Here is a 19037-nt window from a genome sequence, read left to right as displayed (position 1 = left end):
TATGTGGTTGATTGAGTTTGTTGATGGCCACTTGCATGGTGTCTCTATTCCGTTACAGAATACTTTCTGCCTGACAGGCAACAAGGAAGTTACAAAGGAAAATCAACTTTCGGTTCCGGAATATTTACCTAGTAATGCTGGATTAGATTTTGCAGTTGAAAACCAAGTTTGTATAGTAAAAGGCCTGCTTCGTGGCGATAAACCGAAAAAGCTGGTTGCTAACCGAATCTATACCTTTAAAGGGTTACGCTTTTTCTTATTCCAAGAGGGCAACAGATCACCACGGCTTCGTCGTTTACGATCTATCCAATATGCACCTATATTAGCTCTAAGTTTATTATTGAACATAGGGCTGGTTTATGGTGGCTTTACTTTTCTTCAAAGTCAGCAGCAGGCTTCGCTTGGAGGATATCTGAAGCAATTAAATACTGGTTTTATCAAAGATGGAAAACTTCATATTTTTGATAAATCTATATTGCAACAGCTTCCAGATTATTGGCGAGATAACCTTCAATTAATTGAATCTGATCAATACCTTCGGACTACTCAGTTTGATATCGATCTCGTTTCTTCTTATTCAGGCAAGCATATAAAAGGAAAGTTAGTTGCTCAAGAAGATAGAGATAAAATTTATATCGATACCTACGAAGAAGATAATCAAATTATGCGTTTGTTTGGTGAACGTGGATTAATGTTCAGTCAACAAAATGGATATTGGTTTGTTTCTGATTATGCTGAAGCAGCGCAAACGCTTAATAGAGCGGGATTAGGTTCATTAGTTAAGCAACTAAGATCAAATGATACTAGGTCAGAAAACATTCCAACAAGTGAGTTTCCTTATTCCATTTTTTATTCGACCACATCCGGTCGTTATATTTATGATCAACAAGGACGTTATTGGGAAGGTAGTACTGTCCCTCACCTTGGTGTCATTCAATCAATATCACGAGATAAAGTTATTTTTAAAGATAATCAAAATACCCGTGTATATTTTATTAATCGATAATAGGAAGATATAATGTCTCAGTCTACTAATATAATGACTAACCCAATACTTGATGGCAAAAGTGCCTGCCTTGATATGTCAGAGTACTCACCTTCCCAAATAATGAAGGTAGATAATTACATTAAAGAAAAACTAAAAAATAGTGAAGTGCTTAAAAGTGCAGTAAAGGAAGCCCCAGAAACTGCACGTAAAGAACTCTTTACCCCAGGGCTTAAAGACCCTTTATTTCTTGTTGAAGAGTTGTTGGATAAGTACTTTGCAGCTCAAAACCAAGCTGCAGAGGATATAGCTAATATTATACAGAGAAATTCGAAAGCGATTGCTGAAATAAATAAATTATGGAGCCTTATTAAAGGTGATATGCTTCCTAATCTTGATCCTAATAAACAAGATGATTATGAACCTATTGGGCATGAAGATATTATAGGAAAAATAAATGCTGAAATTGCTAAATTAGGTGTTGATGAAAAAACTATATGGGATGTCGCTAACAAGGGCAATAAAGTTAATGAGCTTACCTACGGTCAGTTACAGGAATTTAGCACACGAATTACTTCATTTTGCGATAAAATCAAAGTAGACCTTGATACAAGAGAGCAAGAATTTAGCAATAAGATGACGACCATTACATCAATTCAAGAAGAGATTCGTGATCTTCACCGTTTCATGGTCTCAATGGCACAGAGGTAATTGATGAAGATTGCAGTCGATGTTGTCGTTGGACATACTACAATGACATTAGAAGAATTAAATCAATTACATAAAGGTCAGATTAAACCTCTGTCAGACTTTGTCCAATCTGAAGTCATGCTGAAAAGTGGAAATGAGCTTATTGCGACAGGAACACTTGTTAAAATTGATGATCAGTTTTGCGTTTCAGTTGATAATATAAACAAAGAAAAATAATTCTTGTGAATAATGGCCAAAAAAAAATAAATGTGAAAAATTATTTTTTGGCCATTTGATTTTTTTTTATATTATTCTTGATTTTTTTTAACCGTTTTTTCATTTCGTTTCATTGCTTTTGTCAATAATTAGTACATAATTTTTTATTATTATATCTTCTCTATTTTAAGGATTGAGCACATGGCCTTATGTCTATTGAAGTCGCCTTTTAAAGCCGCCGCTCTCTTTATTATGAAGTTAAATATCTATTTTAATGAGTTATTTGACTTACCAGGAGATGTTAACAGAAATAACAAAGCAACATAAATCATTGAATGCAGGGGTGAATTGTGGAAAGAAATTACGTATTGGGAAATCAGGTGATTTTTGACGTTCTAAAGCGTGAGATCGTAGCCTCCGACCATGTTGTTAATCTGGGTGGACGTGAAGCTGCAATATTAAAGCTACTTTGTGAACGAAGTAACCATATCCTGAGCAAAGATGAAATCCATGAACAGGTGTGGGGACGTGTCCTTGTTAGTGAAACATCTCTTACCAAAGCAATTTCAAATTTACGTAAGTCACTAACACTTTTCAATGAACTGGCTTGTGAGATAAAAACAGTACCTAAAGAAGGCTATATGTTGATTCTAGATGGAGAATTTACCGATCAACTTTCGTCTGAAGAAATCCCGACATTAGCTATTAAAAGCATTGTAAGCAGTACTAAAAGTACAATTCATCCTTCCTATATTAGTGCGAAAAATGAAGCGATCAGTGCTTCTGTTAAAGGGAGTTTTTGGTTTACCATGCTTTTTTCAGCAGCTTTATTAGCCTCGATTATTACGATCAGTATTATGCTATTTTTAAAATAGTAATATTAACTTCTTATACATGTCATGTTGATTCTGAGTCCAACTAGATGCGTCAAAAATGGAAAAAAGATGGAAAACTCAGTCATGTTAAAAATCATGGATTTTCACTTTTTCATTATGTGTAAATAAGCTAAATTTCAAAAGATTCTTCTTAAATATTAATATGAGGTGAGATTATGCCAGCAGGTGGATCAACTAAACCAGCGGGACAACCAGTTACGGTAAATGATGATGGTGAAGTAACAACAAACGAAGTGTCAGATATTTTCGAGGCACAAATAAGTGCAGCTGATGCCGATATAGAAAAGTGGCTAAAAGACAACTCGGATGCTAATGGTGGAATGAGCACTACAGATGCAGTAACTCTTCAACAAAAAATGGCAAACCAGAGTATTATTGTGCAAACCGGAACAAGCACTTTAAAAGGTATTAAAGACTCAATACTTGCTGCGGTAAGAAATATTTAATAATCTAGGGCTGATTACTCAGCCCATGTTTTTACGAATTAAAGTACTTTTATGATTGAGTTGCTTAGTCCAAGTAATCCGTTTTCTGGTGCAAATCTAGTTATAATTCTAGTCCTCGTTTTACTTTCAACCGTATTTTTTATCTGTTTTTCTGGATTTGTAAAATATAATATAGTTCTTAATATTATAAAAAATGCAGTTGGGACACAACAAATACCACCGACCATCGTCGTGAATTTGCTCGCTGCACTCATGGCTCTTAATAGCATTTGGCCTGATATTAAACCGGGTATTGAGAGGGTAAAACCCTACTTTTCACAGCAGCAAGAGACTTTATCGTTACCGCTTGATTTGACGCCTGAAAAAGAATTACCTGAAAATATCACAATGTATTATTTGGCTAGTAATATCTTTGATTTTTTCCCAGAATTACTTGAACGCGCAGTGGAAAAAACCAATAAACTGACTAGTATGATCGATATACCGATTAACTTTGATGAAGAAAATGATAAATTCAAATACTTTTTAGGTAATCTGATTTTTGATTTATACAAAGGCTTTGAGTTGGGGTTAAAACTATATATGGTCTTTGTTAGTATTGACTTTCTTATTGCTGTTGTGCTGAGTGGTGTTGGTATGACGATGTTATCACCTACGGTTATTTCTACTCCAGTTAAATTAGCTGTATTCTACTTTTCGGATAGTTGGACACTATTGTTTAGGGCGCTTGGTTAGTATGGAAAATTTATTGTTTCCTGATTGGCTACTCTTTGCAGGTTTCTTCTTTTTCTTGAAAATTTACAATCCGACAAGGCTATATTTAGATAATGTTACCTGTCTTGCAATATCGATAGCGTTTGCGATATTTATTGATGTAGAGCAATTAACACAGCTTCCTACGTTTGGTTGGGTGTTGTCTATTCTAATTTTTGCTTTTATTTCATCTGTTCCTTACTGGCTTAGTGGAACGGTAGGCAGTGTTATTCAACAGCTACTTTTGCTTAATGAGCAGTCAGTACAAGATAAACGTTTTACTGATGAATCGGAAGCATTAGCAAAGATCAGCAGTTTGACTTTCTTAATTTATGCACTGCAGGATGGTTTGCTGTTTAGGCCTATTATTGATTCTATCTCTTACAGTGGAGATTCAACTTTAGATTTCGAACAGTTTTTTTTCCTTATTACAGATAGCCTTACGATGATGGTTGTTGTTTCAGGTAAATACATAATTATTTTGCTAGCAATAACAATTTGTTGTGGTTATGTTGATCTTTTCTTCAAAAAGGCATCGCTATCGCTTTTTGTAACACCAAATATAAAGGCGATAGTTGTAATTATTCTATTAAACCTCTGGTTTTTACATGACCAGTTTTATGTTTTTAAACAAATGATGACAAAGGTAGGTTATGACTAGAATTGATATGAGCCACTCCCTTTTAACAACTGAACATTCATCGGTAAAATCTGATTTTGAGTTAACAGCTGAAAAAATAGAGAAAAACAATCAATATTTGAGTGAGTTTTCAAATGTAAATGAAGACAATCCTCCTTCTGATGAAGTGGTTTCTGAGTTGATTCTTTCAGAGCAAGATACCATTAATGTTATTATCAGTGGTGCAATAATGAATGAGGTAATTCAAAGAATGAAGTTAGATCAACAACGCTTAAAAGAGATATTTAATGAAATATAAATTATTAGTTTTTTTATTGTTTTTCTCTGCCCTAACTCAAGCGGAGGTCTTCATTAAACAGCAAGGTATAAATTTACAAGGTGCCCTTAAAGCCATTGCAAAAGACATGCAAGTTAAATTGTCCGAGGATTTTGATAGTGCTACAGAACGTCAACTAATCACTCAAACTTTATCAGGTGATGGGCCTAATTTATTAAGAAAATTGTCTGAAGTCTATGATTTTGATTGGTATGTGTATGGTGGGACCCTGACAGTGCAGTCAGGTCAGGCTTATATAAATTATGTTTTTAAGCCTCGTAATATTGCCCCTAAAACATTGCTCAAAGAACTGAAACAAAACTTTAAGACAAACATGACGACAAAAGTAAAGTTGGTTGAGCGCGGCAATTCTATTTTATTGTCCGGTACACGTCAGTTTGTCAATGATGCCGTGGGTTATGCAACCATGGTTGATAAAAATCAATTTCTGGAAAATGGTAACAATCTTGAACTAGCAAGAATTAATTTCCATTATCTTTCTGTTTTCGATCGTCAGATCGCGACTTTTGATGGTAATGTTTTATTTCCGGGGGCGGTCACTCTAATTTCATCTGCAATCTTAAACCTTGGACAATTTCAAAATGTTAGTGACGATGAAGTTCTGCAAAAAGCCTATAAAGTGAAATTAAGTAATGGGGATAAGCAGCAACTTGACGAGCAAGATGATACGTCTAAAGTGCAACCATTACCAGGTTCTAATGCGATTCTTATTCGTGGTACTCCCGAAGAAGTAAGGTTGGCAAAACGAATTGCCGCTCTAATTGATATTAAGCGTCAACAATTATTATTTTCACTCAAAGTCTATGATATTGCTGTAACAAGAACTGAGAATTTAGGTATTGACAGTGCTTGGCTAAATGGCAGTCGTGGTGTTTATGATGTTGTGGTTCCCCCTTTTATGGAGACCATAGATTTCTTACAAAACTTTCAGGCGCTGTCTTCTAATGGTTTAGCCCGTGGGGTTTATGAAACCAATTTGCTTATTCTCGAAAACCAGCAAGGAAAATTTGGTAAAAAGGATACCGCAACCATTACTTTGATTTCTGATAAGGAAGTGAAGACACAGGAAATCTCTGCCGATAATAGTCTTTATGTTACTGGTCGACTACTTCCTTCTGGTGATGTACAAGCCAAAATTGAATATGTCGAAGAGTCCTTAAATGATAGCGGTGATGGAGATGGAAATAATTCTCAACCGCCAAGGGTAAGTTCCCAATCATTGCAGTCTGAAGTTTATATCCGCCCTCAGCAAACGGTTATTCTTGGTGGTTTTGATAATACCATCACTCAAAAAACAGAATCCGGTGTTCCAATACTTTCTAGTATTCCACTTTTAGGTGAGCTTTTTAAAAGCACTAACGAAAGTAAGCAAAAGTATAAACGTTATGTATCAATCTCTTTCAAGGTGATTGACTAATGTTAACGCATTTTTTTAAGGTCAAAGAGTCTTACCAAGATACGATAATTTGTCAGGTTTCTATTGACACTTTCGTTGGACAAGAGTGCTTTATCCACACGGTCACGGGTGAACGCATTCGCGGTGAAGTAATGAAAATTGCTGGATCTAGAGTCGAAATTAAGCTCTTGCAACCTGGATCTGTTCAACGCGGTGGCCGAGTAGAAATTACGCCGCGTCGTTTTTGCTTTCCTCTAAATGAGGATGCTTTAGTCGGTAAAGTTATTAATTGCTATGGCGAATCCATTTATGGTGAGAGTTATCTTGAGCAGGATGGCCAATTTCACGATTTACCTATTGCAGTAGAGCCGATTCCTCTTCACGTTCGTGCTCCGATTGAAACCGTTTTTCCAACCAAACTTAAGATTATCGACGGCCTTTTTACCATTGGAGAAGGACAACGTTTAGGTTTATTCGCTCCCGCCGGGGCAGGTAAGACAACGACCGTTTCTATTATGGCTAATAACATGGATGCTGATGTGGTTATTTTTGCCATGATTGGAGAACGTGCTCGTGAAGTGGTGGAGTTTCTTGAAGGGGAAATCGGTCCTGAAGTGATCCAGAAGTCCATTACCATTGTATCCACTTCAGAAGCGAATCCTTTAGAGAAGGTACGCTCAGGTTTGGTCGCTGTTTCCCTTGCCCGGCATTATATGGAACAGGGTAAAAAAGTGGTGTTGTATTTTGACTCACTCACTCGTTTTGCTCGCGCTCAAGCTATGTTAGATAACACGCCCATCCAAGGTGGAATACCCATTGGTGTTTCATTGGCGCTATCTCGCCTAGTTGAAAGTTGTGGTAATTCGATTCATGGCTCAGTCACCGGAATCTTTACCGTTCTCATCGAAAAAGAGATCGATGATGACCCCATCGCACATGAAGTTAAATCCTTGATTGATGGTCACTTAGTTTATTCTACGACCATTGCTTCAACAGGCCGTTACCCTGCGATCGATGTATTAAAAAGCAAAAGTCGATTACAAAATAAAGTGCAGAACAAATACTACGTAGAGCTTTCAGAGCGAATAAAAGACATGGTGTATCGTTATTTCAATGTTGAATTGTTGATTCGAGTAGGAGAATACGAAAAAGGGAATGATTTAGACACCGATGAGGCCATTGATCGTTACCCCCACATTATGTCTTTCTTAAAACAAGGGTTTGATGGAGTGGAGTATGAGGAAACCCTCCAAGAAATGGAAGGAATTTGGTCAGCTTATTGATATTGTCGATATTCGTATCGGCAAGAAACAGAGAAGACTCGTTACTCTTCGAAAGCAGTATCAGGATTTATTAGATGTCATTGAAGATAAATGGCATCAAATTGAACGACAACAGCAGTATTTAAAAAGTATCAATGTCGTAAACGAACCCAATGCTTTAAGTCGGCTGTTTATGCGCCGAGAAAGCACTAAATCGGCGATAGAGTCTCTTTTTTTTGATGCTTCTATAAAACAACAAGATGCACAAGAATTGGCTTCGCAAATCACAGAAGTGGAAGCTGAAAAGCGAAGATTAGAAAAACGAAAAGATGCGCTTGCTGAGCTTCGTGAACAGATGAGGTATGAAAAGTCATGATGAATGAATTAATAGCCATCACTAGCCGTTCTACGGTGAGTTGTGATGAGGAGTTTGAGCTAGACCCACACTTTAATGAAGTGAGTAATTCTGATTTAGATAAGTTTTTTCAATTTGATCAACAAGAATTAGAAACCGAAGCGGATGTTCCTGCATTCAAGGAAATACCTCGTAATAGTGAGCTGAATATACTTCCTCTTGCTGCTTTTAACCAAGCAGTTAAACGTGAACAGCATGCACCGTTGACCACAAAGACTGTTTTGGTTGAAGCATTGACGGGACAGAAAAACGTCAATAGGAAGCATCAGGGCCTAGAGCTATCGGGTATTGGCTATGACAAACTTACTTTAAATAAAGTCACTCTACAAAATGTCAGATTACCACGTTCTCGCTTGCATACATCGTTAAACACGATGCCTGTTGAGGCGAAGTTAAATCACTTGTTGGGTAATGCTCCAATGACTGTTAATACACTTCCTCAACAAGACGTGACCAATCAAGTTGCTGTGAAGAAAGGCCATCTTACTCATGAATTAAATGGTCGTCTCGGGATGGCAACTGTTCAACCCAAGACTTCGCTTATCAATGGCTCCGGCAAGAGAAGTGTCATGAATGCAAAACCGTTAAGCTCGGCAGCAAACATGGCTGAACACGTCATCCCACCTTTGACTAAAAACTTAGCAAAAAGTAATAGTCTACTGCCGAAGAAAAATACCAGAGCATCAAATGAGGCTGAACGTGTCGCTTCACCTTTGGCTAAAAATGAAGTACAGAGTAATAGTCTACTGACGAAGAATAATACCAGTGCATCAAATGTGGCTGAACGTGTTGCTTCATCTTTGACTCTAAATAAAACCCATTTGCTTCATTCACAGACACTCAGTCGTAATGGTGTCAACAAGGCTGAGAGTAAGATGGCAGAGACGGTGCCGCAGACTAGATTGCCTAAGATGGAAAGTGTTTCAAATCAGGTGCATAGTTCAGTCAATAGTCTTACCAGTATTACGGAGCGTTCATCTTCAGAAGTTAGAAATATCCCTCTTTCTTCTATAAATATGTTTACAGAGGCATCAAAAGTTACGATTGAAAGAGGGCTGACAGTACCTTCTACTGTTGCATTACAAACCCTGATACCTGTCGCGGGAATGGCGCGCACAAATTACGATTTGGCTCCAGAAATGTTCTGGCAATATCCACAAATGAACAGCTATCGAGTTCTGTTTCGCAACAAATACTACCTGTTTGAATTTGTAGAGCATCAGATGACTAATTTTATGGAGGAGTACAATGACCGTACTTGATGTGACGGCTGCCTGCTTAACTATTGTAAAGGATGCGATCATTATCTTTTCCGTGAGCTTTGTAATAACAGGTGTGGTGGTTGGCCTACTTCAGACGGTGTTTAGCGTCCAAGATCCTGGGTTGCCTATGGCAGCAAAGTTAGTGGTGTTTATCATTTTGCTGACTCAGGTTGGCGGAAGTATTTATGATCAATTTCACTTACTGTTCCAGCAGTTATAACAATAAGTTATGCCCAAGTAACCTCGCTCTGAATCGAGCATCTTGAGTTCATTTGGGTACATTAAAAATTACAATTAAAACATAATTAAAATCAAGAAAGTCCATAGGAGTTAATGTTGAAAAAGCTACGAGAAATCGCGTACAAAACCTTGGTAGAAAATTTAGGTGTCCCCGCAAACATGCTGTCAAGAATCGAAGGTGATCAGCCTATCGCGATTGAATTGGTCGGTGGCGAGGAAATTTTTATTTCGTTGAATGAAAAGAGTATTCAAGCATTTGTTGAGATTCCTTTACGTGATCGACGTGTTCTATCTCTTAAAGCAGCAAAACTCATGGATTTACTGGTATCGGATGAGCAAGTATTTATGAATACCACAAAAGATAAGCTGATTATGCTGTCTGAGTGGGAAGTAAATATAGCAACTGTTGAAAGGCAGCTCGCTGATAAGTTGATGTTATTTAATAAAGCAGTACATTGCATCAAATCTTAAGCGACAATTTGAGTTGCCTAAAATTTTATCAGTATGAAAACGACCTTGTTTTATTGGCTCGATTGACGGTGATCATCGTTAGATTGGGTATCAGGGTCGTCTCCTTGGATGGGCGTATCTTCTGTTATTGTTACAGATGCATTTCTTTCTTTTTCCCTATCTTTCCCCTTTGTCTTCCCTTATTACACGCTGCAGCACTTAGGGCGTCTCAAACTCTACCTTTTTCTTGTGACAACATGCATGAATTCGCTCATACAATTTTCTTTAGTGCTTTGCACTATCAAAACTGATTATTAAAAAGGAAATGTCTGTCGATAGTGGCAGTCATGAAGCATGGTTAGTAAGAAAAAATAGCCTTATCAGCTCGTTGTTTGTCAGATAACGCCTAAACTTTATAAGGCAAGAAAACAGATGAATGTCTGGAATATCACAATGTTAATGTATTTGTTCTGTTTACTTGGCGGCTTTTTCATAGAGGCTGGGCCTCATTGAGAGGGTCAGTTTCTTATTGTCATTGTCTTAAAGTGTAAGATTATTTAAAGGATTATTATGCTCACATTGAAAGGGTTAGCTTATACATCTATTTTGGGTTTAATGCTGTCTGGTCATGCCATGGCCAACTATGGTCGTTTCTCAGCACACCATGATAATTACTTGCTCCCTGCTTATTGGGAGTCAGATGTGAATCAAAATCGGTTTAAACCACTAAACCCAAATGGTCACGCCGCAAAAGATTTATTTGTTCAATTTCAACTGAGCATGAAATACAAATTATTATCGAGTGGGCCACATGGCTTATTCGTTGCGTATACTCAGCGTTCTAACTGGGAGGCGTATGATGATTCTGCATACTTTCGTGATAATCAATATAACCCAGAAATCTTCTATCGTTGGGACAACCTACGTTGGCAGTGGTCTTTTGGGTTTGAGCATCAGTCTAATGGAGCGGGTGGTCAGGTAGAGGTGAGTTGGAACCGACTCTATATGGATGTTCAGTGGCAATTACGCTCTGGCTTTATTCGCTTCAAACCTTGGATTGATGTCGGTGATAATAAATATAACCCGGATATTGTTGACTTCCTTGGTCATGGAGAAATTCAGCTTGGTTGGCGCCCTGATAGCAACAGTATTATCAAGCTGACCGCGGGTAATATTTTGACTAAGGATTGGCAGAATGGCTTTTATCGTATGTCGTGGGACTTCCCTGTTTACCAAGGCTTACGTGGTTATATGAAAGTAGAAACAGGTTACGGTTTAACCATATCAAATTATAACTTTGATGAAACGGCAGCGGGCATCGGTTTCGCCTTTGACTTCTAATACCTTAATGCTAAGTCTATATACCCAGGCACCCTCAGGTTACTTGGGTATGTTTAGCCAAATTTGCGTTGATATCTTGGCAGCATAGACTCGTTACCTACTATTCCTCCTTGATGGATATAGAGTAGGGTCTTATGGCGATTTGTTTCCAACCAAGGTTTTAGGCATAGCCACATATAAGGGTCATAAAGCAGATCGAACTCGACTTGTGTTTGCTTGTATAGTTCAGACCAGACCGTGTAATCACTTTGATATAAGCGGCCAAAATGATGCTTTGTTCGTACAGATAGGATGGTTGGGTGATGGGTTGTTTCTAAAAGATTGAATTGCTCGGTAAGGTACGCATCTCCTCCAACACAAGCACAAGTCAGTACTTCAATACCATGGGGTTGAAGATATTTACTTAAATATAATGATGTTGTTCCTGTTCCTGACGGTAAGGCTATGACCAAAGAAGAGGAGGGAATGTGCTGTTGGGCTGACCAATTTAAGATTTCTAGCGCAAGTTGTTTGATACCTTGCTCAGACATACTCGAGTATCCACCCTCGGGTACGAATAATACGGAATCATCGTTTTCTTTTATTCCCTCTACGTAATTTTTTGGGTGGAGGTCAACTTGAAGACTGTGTAAGGAAATGATGTCCATACCGAGCTCAAGTGCAGCTCGATAGTTACCAATAGGGTTGTGTTTTAACCAGTTAGGGATTTGTTGTACATAATATTCAAATTTCCAGCTTTTTAGCCGTGCAAGCGCAGCGAGTGAATACATTGCATTCGATTGAGCTGAGCCATAGCTAACCAAGGTGTTTATTCCTAGAGGAGGCGTTTCCAGCAAAGACATGAACTTACGTGCTTTATTACCGGAAAAATGAGCATGTAGGAGATCGTCTCGTTTGAGGAAAAAGGGCTGTCCATTGAACTGGTGCTGGGTTACTGGGCTGTCACTTAGAGTCATCAATTGATTACGCGCTTTATGGAGCGGCCTTATAGAGAAAAAGCGACACAGTGTAGCGTGATATGAAGACCAAAATCTAGAAAATTACGATTGAAGAGACGATTTATGACAAGTGATGTTGACTTATTTTTCTTGCCTATTTATTTGTCTTAGATCATTAAAAGTCGCTTTTCTATTCCGGTCATGAAATCTTGATGTGTCGCCTATATTGATGATTTAACCCTCATTTTTTCGTGATTAAAATCTAATTTTCACTCCCTATATTCTACTTTATCTCTCGCTTTTAGGTGTTTTTTATCTCTGATATTAAAATATTAAACAGGATATCATATTGATTGATCGGTGACTAAGCAGTAGATTCAGGCCGTAAAGTTTCATTTTTGGCCCTGAAAATATGGCCTATGAATGGGTATCAATAGGAGATTCTCATGAACGTTTCATTTATTGGGTTGGCGGTACTGTTCTTTGGGTTTTATGCATTGCTTGCAAATTTCAAAAAACAAAAGAAAAGCTTTAATTTTCGTGTTCTGAGTGCCTTGGCTGCAGGGCTATTATTTGGCGGAATTATTCAGCTTGTATTTGGTGTCGGTAGTTCAGAGACAGCAGGCTTTGAAGCACTGATTTCGGTATTTGGTAAAGGTTACATCAAGTTACTGCAAATGATCGTTATACCACTTGTATTTGTTGCGATGATCTCATCGATCATGAATGTACAAGGTGGTGGTGCACTATCGCGTATTGCGCCCAAAATTATCGGCGTATTATTGGTGACTTGTGCGGTATCTGCGGGTATTGGTATTGCCAGTATTTATCTGTTTGGTATTGATGCTAATGCTTTAGTCAGCACTATCGGCTCTAATAGTGCCATTGAAGCACGTGGTGATACTTTAATCGCAACTCAGGATGCCATGACCAATAGTGGATTCACTGGCATGGTGTTGGCGATAATACCAACCAATATTTTCGATATGCTAACAGGGTCGGAAAGAACGTCTACGCTATCAACGGTCTTATTTGGCATGTTCCTTGGTTACAGCATTTTACAAGTAAGAAATCGTAAGCCAGAGAAGGTGCAGAACTTTGTTGATTTCATCAATTCCGCGAAAGAAGTGGTGCTGTCTATGGTTCGAGAGATCCTTAAGTTAACACCTTATGGCGTGTTTGCTTTGATGACAACTTTTATGATGACCAATGACTTGTTTGCACTTGCTGAAATGGGACGTTTTTTAGTGGCAAGTTATGCTGCTATTGGTGTTATGTTTGCTATTCACTTCGTTATGGTGTCGATGTTTGGCCTTTCCCCAACTAAGTTTATGAGAAAGATCTGGCCTGTTTTGGTGTTTGGTTTTGGTTCTCGTTCGAGTATGGCAGCGATACCACTCAATGTAGAAACGCAGGTTCAACGCTTGGGAGTGGATGAAGAGACAGCGAATATGTCAGCCACGTTTGGTACCAGCATTGGACAGAATGGTTGTGCCGGAATTTATCCTGCAATGCTTGCGATTATGGCTGCTCAAGTGATGGGAATGCCTGTTGACTTTAGCTTTATTGCACAGTTGGTTGTGGTGATTACCATTGCTTCATTTGGTATTGCTGGTGTTGGCGGAGGGGCGACGTTTGCTGCGGTTGCTGTACTGACTATCATGGGGTTAGATATCACTGTGGTTGCGATTTTGGTTTCTATCGAAGCATTAATTGATATGGCGCGTACTGCACTTAATATCTCAGGCTCTATGCTATCAGGAGTGGTGACATCCAAGAAAAATGGCTCACTGAACTTGGAACAATACAATGCTGATATTGAGGTGACTAAAGCAAAAGAAGCGACCGTTTAGGGCGGCTCTAGCAAGTTAAAACATGTATACCCAAGCTTATAAAAGCCATCGGGTTTCAAAAACCGCGTAACCGATTGTGTTACGCGGTGATGATAAAAATAAGTCAAATTAGGTTGGAAATATGAAAGTCGTTGTTGTTGGTGGAAGTGCTGCAGGTATGAGCTTTGCGGCAAAATATAAGCGTAATCAGCCTTCGGATGATGTGATTGTTTTGGATCGTCGCGATTATATTTCTTTTGGTGCGTGTGGGTTGCCTTATTTCGCTGGTGGTATGTTCGATGATACTGAAAGGATGATCTCTCGCACGCCAGAGCAAGCGAATCAGTCGGGCTTGGATGTTCGTATTGAAACTGAAATGTTGGCATTGGACCGTCAAAATAAGTGCATTACTCTTCGTAAAGATAATCAAGTGAGTGAGTTGTTTTATGACGTTTTGGTTATCGCTACAGGGGCGACGCCCATTATTCCGTTTTTTGGTGAATTTAAACCTGATAATGTTTTTACGCTCACCAGCTTATCTGATGGATTAGCGCTGAAAACAGCACTGAGTGATCCAGAGAATCAGCGTATTTGTGTGATTGGTGGCGGTTTTATTGGTCTTGAGGTATTTGATGCTGCTCATGGGTTGGGAAAGCAAGTGACCATTATTGAGCGTGAGCATCACTTAATGAGTAAACAGTTCAGCCCTGAAATGATCGAAGAAGTGGAGAGTGCAATCAGAGAGAGCGGGGCAGATCTCAAAACTGGCTGTCGTGTCACTACTATTCGTGATGGCGAACAAGGAGGTTACTTGATCATGACCGACCAAGGTGAAATACAAGCCGACGTTGTGGTTTTGTCATTAGGCTTTCAACCAAATACTGGTGCTTTTAATTTGGCGAAAGCCCCTAATGGAGCCTTGTTAGTTGATGAGTTTGGCACAACCGACGATCCGCATATTTTGGCTGTGGGTGATTGTGCCGTGGTGCACCATTTAGCGCTTGGTCAGTCCGTTTATGTTCCTCTTGCAACAACAGCCAATAAGCAAGCACGAATGATCGCGGACAAGCTAGCAGGAAAAGACACTTATATGGCCGGTTTCTTGGGCTCATCGTGTTTGAAGGTGTTGGATTATGAGTTAGCATGCACTGGTATTTCTGAAAGATTGGCACAAGAGCATCATTTAAAGGTCAAAGCCTCTTCTATCTCAGACAAAAACCAAACGGATTACTATCCAGGGCAAGAAGACATCAAAATCAAGCTAGTTTATCACCCAGACAGTCATGTGCTATTGGGAGGCGAAATCGTTGGTAAGAAAGGGGCAGTTGGACGAATTAATGCACTGGCGGTTGCCATCACGGCGAAAATGACCACACAACAATTAGGCTATTTGGACTTCTGTTATGCACCGCCTTTTGCCCGTACTTGGGATGCGCTTAATGTTGCTGGTAATGTTGCGAAGTAAAATGAGAGGGAGCGTTTGCCTTTGGTTAGTATGTTATTGAATCAAGCATCTTGAGGTCATTTGGGTATATTCATATAAAGAAAGTTTTATTCTATAACATTCCTTTTCAGTTCTTTTCATACCCCTATTTCTGATAGTAATATCATTTGATTGAGGCGGGAAAATTAAATCATTATCGTTAATTGATAGATACCCAAGCACCTTAAGGTCACTTGGGTATATCCGCTTCGTCTATTTGGGACAGAGAGAACTATGTTACTAGGGGAAGAAGTTATGCTATTAGAACAGAGCAAGCTATGTTAGAGATTCGAGCGATAACACCAAATATCGGTGCTTATGTTGATGGTATCGATTTAACGCAAAGTAGCGCTAGAGAGCTGGATGCTTTGTATCAAGCATTTTTAGAATATCAGGTAATCTTTGTCGATGCTGAATCTCTCTCAGCAGAACACCATTTACGTCTTGCAGAACGATTTGGTCAGCTCGAACCACCGCACCCTTTCTTTCCGAATGTTCCGGATGCTCCGCAAATCAGTGTGATTGAAACCATTCCGGGTCATGCACCAGTAGAAAGCCAATGGCATACCGATCTCACTTGGCGAAGTGAACCTTCAAAAGGATCGCTGTTACATGCCCAACACATACCCGATGTAGGTGGTGACACGATATGGTGTTCTATGACGGCCGTGTTTGAATCACTAGACAAAGTGACTCAAGATAAGCTCAGAAAGCTAAGGGCAGTACACTCTTTAGTGGATCTAGAAAGTGAATCACATAAAAACATTCGATATGAATGGCAGAAAAAGTTGGTGGACATTGCTCAAGCCAACCCTGCGGTCGCTCACCCAATGGTACAAACTCACCCAGAGACGGGAAAAGAAACGCTGTACATTAATGAACAGTTCACACGCTATATTGAAGGGATTAATCGCCATGAGAGCCAAGCGCTGTTGAATGAGTTATTCGCACGAGCACGTCAACCAGAGTTTCAAGTGCGTTATAAATGGAAAAAAGGGGCCTTGGCTATCTGGGATAACCGTGTCACACAACACTATGCCGTGATCGATTATGGTGATACACCAAGAAAGATGCATCGAGTAACATTTATATCCAAGTAACCCAGAGAGGACGCGCTCAGAGAGGTGACCGTAGTTCTTAGGCGCGTTAACGAGATCTTGGTTCTTTACTGATACATTTTGGTCACGTAGGTTAATAAAAACAGTGCAGATGAATGCTGGTCTGAACGTCAAACCAGCATATCATCAGTTGAAGCTGAATTTACTCAACGTTCGCGACTAAACGATAGTTGTTGAAATCAAAATAACCTCTTACCAAGATGAGGTATAGGCCTGGTTCTGGTGCGGTGAAACGGCACTGTTCTAGACGTCCATCACCTCTTGACTGGCATTGTGCTTCTGTTGAGGTAGGCTTTTCCCCGAGGCTAACGTATAAATCGGCATCGTTACTGCTTTGATGATCAGAATGTTGTAAATCTATAGTGAGTTTACTTGACCCAGCAGGTACATAAACAGAGTAATAGTAATCTTCATTTTTACGTCCAGATAATCCTTCGACAGGAACACCCAATTCAAGTTTAGTAATCTCGGCAGGCAGTGAGCATATAGCATTTACCCCGACAGCATAGAAGGCATCGACAACATCTCGTTGATCAAGGTTTAAGTCTTTAGCAGCTCGTTTGACACCGCAGGCTGCATGGTCGAAGGTTGATTGTTCATGCCAGTACAGTTGATTCGCAAGGGCAAAAGCATGGAATGCATCTTTTATGTTCCATTGGTTTTGAGTCACCAATAAGTAGAAAGCTTTATTGAAGATACCGCTACTCAAATGTACATTGATGTCATCATTGTAATCACGGAAGTGAGCGATCGAGTGGCCATCTTTCTCCGGTTGGTCAAAGTAGCGAAGACCGCCTTCACCTTTGGTAATATCAGCACCTACAATCCAGTCAACACTGCCTTTCATGTAATACTCAGCGGCTTCACCAGCGATGTCTGAGAATGCTTCGTTGATACCTCCAGACTGTTTACTGTACTCCAAATTCGAGTTTTGTTCAGTAAAGCCATGGCTGACTTCATGAGTGCTTACATTAATATCGACCAGTGGATAAAACTCATTTTCACCATCACCGAATGTCATGGCCTCACCATCCCAGAAGGCATTTTCATATTCAAAGCCAAAGTGGACCCGCATTTTGAGTTTAAAAGTCAGTGGAGCGGTATTAACCCAATCTTGATATAAACGATAAATAACATTGCCAAAGTAATGAGCATCATTTAAAGCAGAATAAGCTCCATTAACGAAACGTCGGTCATTGGTGTTTGTTTCATCGTAACAAAGGTAAGAATAGGCAGGGTACTCTTCTTCTAAGTCCCAACTGTAACGCATATCAATCGTCATGACTTGATCATTGTCGAGATAACAACGGTTATTTTCTTTGGTTATATTCAAATGATCATATTGTGTACCATAACGATACGCTTGGGTTTTTTCATTACCACCAATACCATTTCCAAGCGCTGGCACTTTTGCTTGATGCATTCCATCCCATTCTCTGATGAATTCACCTGTCTTGGCATCAACAATAATAAAAGGACGTTTTACTTTTTTACCGTTAATTTCAATATAATTGAGTTGATAAACATAACTGGCTTTTTGATTCGCATCTAACTCGATGTATTTCTGTATTTTAAGAGTATTTCGTTGCGTTTGGCTAAGGTTACGTCTTGTCGCGACGAGATCTTTCATCGTTGCAGAGTCAATCATTGGCCTATCAGTCGCCAGATCGCGAGCCAAGCCTCGAATGACTAATCCGTGTGCTTCAATAAAACGACGAGGGTTTTTCGGGTCTACTTTGATTGTTACATTAGCCGATTTAACATTGGCGTTATTATATTCTTGACTGAATTTCTGTTTTTTACTGCCGTCAGGTAATTCTTGAGTCAAGGTTAAAACTAAATCACTTGATTGCTCAAGAGCTAATAAGTTTCTGAGTAGTGAAATTTCACCCGATGGAATGTTGATCTGGTCTAGATCGACCACTGTTGCTGAGAAAGACTTTGTAGAAATGAGATACGTTATTCCAAATAAAGCACCTGTTAGCATGGCAATTTTTTTCATAATTTAACCTCTTTGATGGGGTAAAATTACACTACATGAGAAAATTCAGAGGCCATAATCAATTGTAACAACAGTGTAAAATATTATTTGCTGATGTTGTGTGGTTTTATTCAGTGTATACCCAAGCGACCTCGCTCTGAATCAAGCATCTTGAAGTTATTTGGGTATATACCTAAGTATCTCGAGGCTAATTGGGGATATCTATAAGCAAGTAACCCCAAGATGCTTGATTAAACTTTAAAGTCTTCTTACCAAATAAGGTATCTTGAGGTTACTTAGGTATAAAAAAGCGGGGTTAAAAATAAGAATAAAATGTGAGCAGTTTTACTTTTGTT

At 39.1% G+C, this 19037-nt stretch carries 20 protein-coding genes; 18 read left to right on the top strand and 2 right to left on the bottom strand.

The genetic code is table 11. The features are described from left to right. Position 1 precedes the first annotated feature (1 nt). The 15 genes from BS333_RS08580 to BS333_RS08510 all read left to right on the top strand — a co-directional run bounded on the left by BS333_RS08580 (position 2) and on the right by BS333_RS08510 (position 11329). Positions 2 to 1006 carry a hypothetical protein gene (locus BS333_RS08580; protein ID WP_021709158.1) on the top strand — a complete coding sequence of 335 codons (1005 nt, stop codon included), beginning with the start codon at positions 2 to 4 and terminating at the stop codon, positions 1004 to 1006. Positions 1007 to 1018: 12 nt separating this feature from the next. After that, positions 1019 to 1696 carry a hypothetical protein gene (locus BS333_RS08575; protein ID WP_021709157.1) on the top strand — a complete coding sequence of 226 codons (678 nt, stop codon included), beginning with the start codon at positions 1019 to 1021 and terminating at the stop codon, positions 1694 to 1696. Positions 1697 to 1699: 3 nt separating this feature from the next. Further along, positions 1700 to 1912, top strand: a complete 213-nt coding sequence (locus tag BS333_RS08570) for a FliM/FliN family flagellar motor switch protein (RefSeq protein ID WP_021709156.1) — start codon at positions 1700 to 1702, stop codon at positions 1910 to 1912. 329 nt (positions 1913 to 2241) lie between these two features. Then, positions 2242 to 2766, top strand: a complete 525-nt coding sequence (locus tag BS333_RS08565; RefSeq protein ID WP_033003551.1) for a winged helix-turn-helix domain-containing protein — start codon at positions 2242 to 2244, stop codon at positions 2764 to 2766. A 176-nt stretch (positions 2767 to 2942) separates the two neighbouring features. After that, positions 2943 to 3233: a hypothetical protein gene (locus BS333_RS08560; RefSeq protein WP_021709154.1), complete on the top strand. Its 291-nt coding sequence runs from the start codon at positions 2943 to 2945 to the stop codon at positions 3231 to 3233. Positions 3234 to 3284: 51 nt separating this feature from the next. Beyond that, entirely contained in the window at positions 3285 to 3968 is a 684-nt protein-coding gene (locus tag BS333_RS08555; protein WP_021709153.1) for an EscR/YscR/HrcR family type III secretion system export apparatus protein, read from the top strand. A gap of 1 nt (position 3969) precedes the next feature. Next, entirely contained in the window at positions 3970 to 4647 is a 678-nt protein-coding gene (locus BS333_RS08550; protein ID WP_021709152.1) for a hypothetical protein, read from the top strand. Then, positions 4640 to 4924 carry a hypothetical protein gene (locus tag BS333_RS08545; protein ID WP_021709151.1) on the top strand — a complete coding sequence of 95 codons (285 nt, stop codon included), beginning with the start codon at positions 4640 to 4642 and terminating at the stop codon, positions 4922 to 4924. Before BS333_RS08550 ends, BS333_RS08545 begins: the two co-directional genes overlap by 8 nt. After that, positions 4914 to 6380, top strand: a complete 1467-nt coding sequence (locus BS333_RS08540; protein WP_021709150.1) for a secretin N-terminal domain-containing protein — start codon at positions 4914 to 4916, stop codon at positions 6378 to 6380. Before BS333_RS08545 ends, BS333_RS08540 begins: the two co-directional genes overlap by 11 nt. Next, positions 6380 to 7642, top strand: a complete 1263-nt coding sequence (gene vscN2 / locus BS333_RS08535) for a type III secretion system ATPase VscN2 (protein WP_021709149.1) — start codon at positions 6380 to 6382, stop codon at positions 7640 to 7642. The genes BS333_RS08540 and vscN2 overlap by 1 nt, the downstream gene beginning before the upstream one ends. Beyond that, positions 7596 to 7997, top strand: a complete 402-nt coding sequence (locus BS333_RS08530; RefSeq protein WP_021709148.1) for a hypothetical protein — start codon at positions 7596 to 7598, stop codon at positions 7995 to 7997. The genes vscN2 and BS333_RS08530 overlap by 47 nt, the downstream gene beginning before the upstream one ends. Beyond that, complete coding sequence (locus tag BS333_RS08525) at positions 7994 to 9298, top strand: hypothetical protein (protein WP_021709147.1); 1305 nt, start codon at positions 7994 to 7996, stop codon at positions 9296 to 9298. The genes BS333_RS08530 and BS333_RS08525 overlap by 4 nt, the downstream gene beginning before the upstream one ends. Next, positions 9285 to 9518, top strand: coding sequence for a flagellar biosynthetic protein FliQ (locus tag BS333_RS08520; RefSeq protein WP_021709146.1), 234 nt, complete (start codon positions 9285 to 9287; stop codon positions 9516 to 9518). The genes BS333_RS08525 and BS333_RS08520 overlap by 14 nt, the downstream gene beginning before the upstream one ends. 113 nt (positions 9519 to 9631) lie before the next feature. Then, on the top strand, positions 9632 to 10009 hold the full coding sequence (locus tag BS333_RS08515; RefSeq protein ID WP_021709145.1) for a type III secretion system chaperone family protein: 378 nt from the start codon (positions 9632 to 9634) through the stop codon (positions 10007 to 10009). Between the two features lie 549 nt (positions 10010 to 10558). Then, positions 10559 to 11329, top strand: a complete 771-nt coding sequence (locus BS333_RS08510) for a phospholipase A (RefSeq protein ID WP_021709144.1) — start codon at positions 10559 to 10561, stop codon at positions 11327 to 11329. Between the two features lie 53 nt (positions 11330 to 11382). Here the strand turns inward: BS333_RS08510 and BS333_RS08505 are convergent, their stop codons facing one another. Then, positions 11383 to 12285: a 1-aminocyclopropane-1-carboxylate deaminase/D-cysteine desulfhydrase gene (locus BS333_RS08505; protein ID WP_021709143.1), complete on the bottom strand. Its 903-nt coding sequence runs from the start codon at positions 12283 to 12285 to the stop codon at positions 11383 to 11385. 428 nt (positions 12286 to 12713) lie between these two features. Between BS333_RS08505 and BS333_RS08500 the strand changes: the two genes are divergently transcribed. The 3 genes from BS333_RS08500 (at position 12714) to BS333_RS08490 (ending at position 16682) form a co-directional block, all read left to right on the top strand. Then, on the top strand, positions 12714 to 14120 hold the full coding sequence (locus BS333_RS08500) for a cation:dicarboxylate symporter family transporter (protein WP_021709142.1): 1407 nt from the start codon (positions 12714 to 12716) through the stop codon (positions 14118 to 14120). A 121-nt stretch (positions 14121 to 14241) separates the two neighbouring features. Next, entirely contained in the window at positions 14242 to 15564 is a 1323-nt protein-coding gene (locus BS333_RS08495; RefSeq protein WP_021709141.1) for a CoA-disulfide reductase, read from the top strand. A 296-nt stretch (positions 15565 to 15860) separates the two neighbouring features. Next, the gene (locus BS333_RS08490; protein WP_021709140.1) at positions 15861 to 16682 is read left to right on the top strand and encodes a TauD/TfdA dioxygenase family protein; all 822 of its coding nucleotides are present in this window, start codon (positions 15861 to 15863) and stop codon (positions 16680 to 16682) included. Between the two features lie 160 nt (positions 16683 to 16842). On the opposite strand, the gene BS333_RS08485 is transcribed toward BS333_RS08490, so the two are convergent. Beyond that, on the bottom strand, positions 16843 to 18702 hold the full coding sequence (locus BS333_RS08485) for a M4 family metallopeptidase (protein WP_021709139.1): 1860 nt from the start codon (positions 18700 to 18702) through the stop codon (positions 16843 to 16845). Positions 18703 to 19037: the final 335 nt, after the last annotated feature.

The sequence above is a fragment of the Vibrio azureus genome, from assembly GCF_002849855.1.
In the GTDB taxonomy this organism is placed as follows: Bacteria; Pseudomonadota; Gammaproteobacteria; order Enterobacterales; family Vibrionaceae; genus Vibrio; species Vibrio azureus.
The sequence above is the reverse complement of the archived record's forward strand: the minus strand, read 5'-3'. Positions and strand labels throughout refer to the sequence as shown.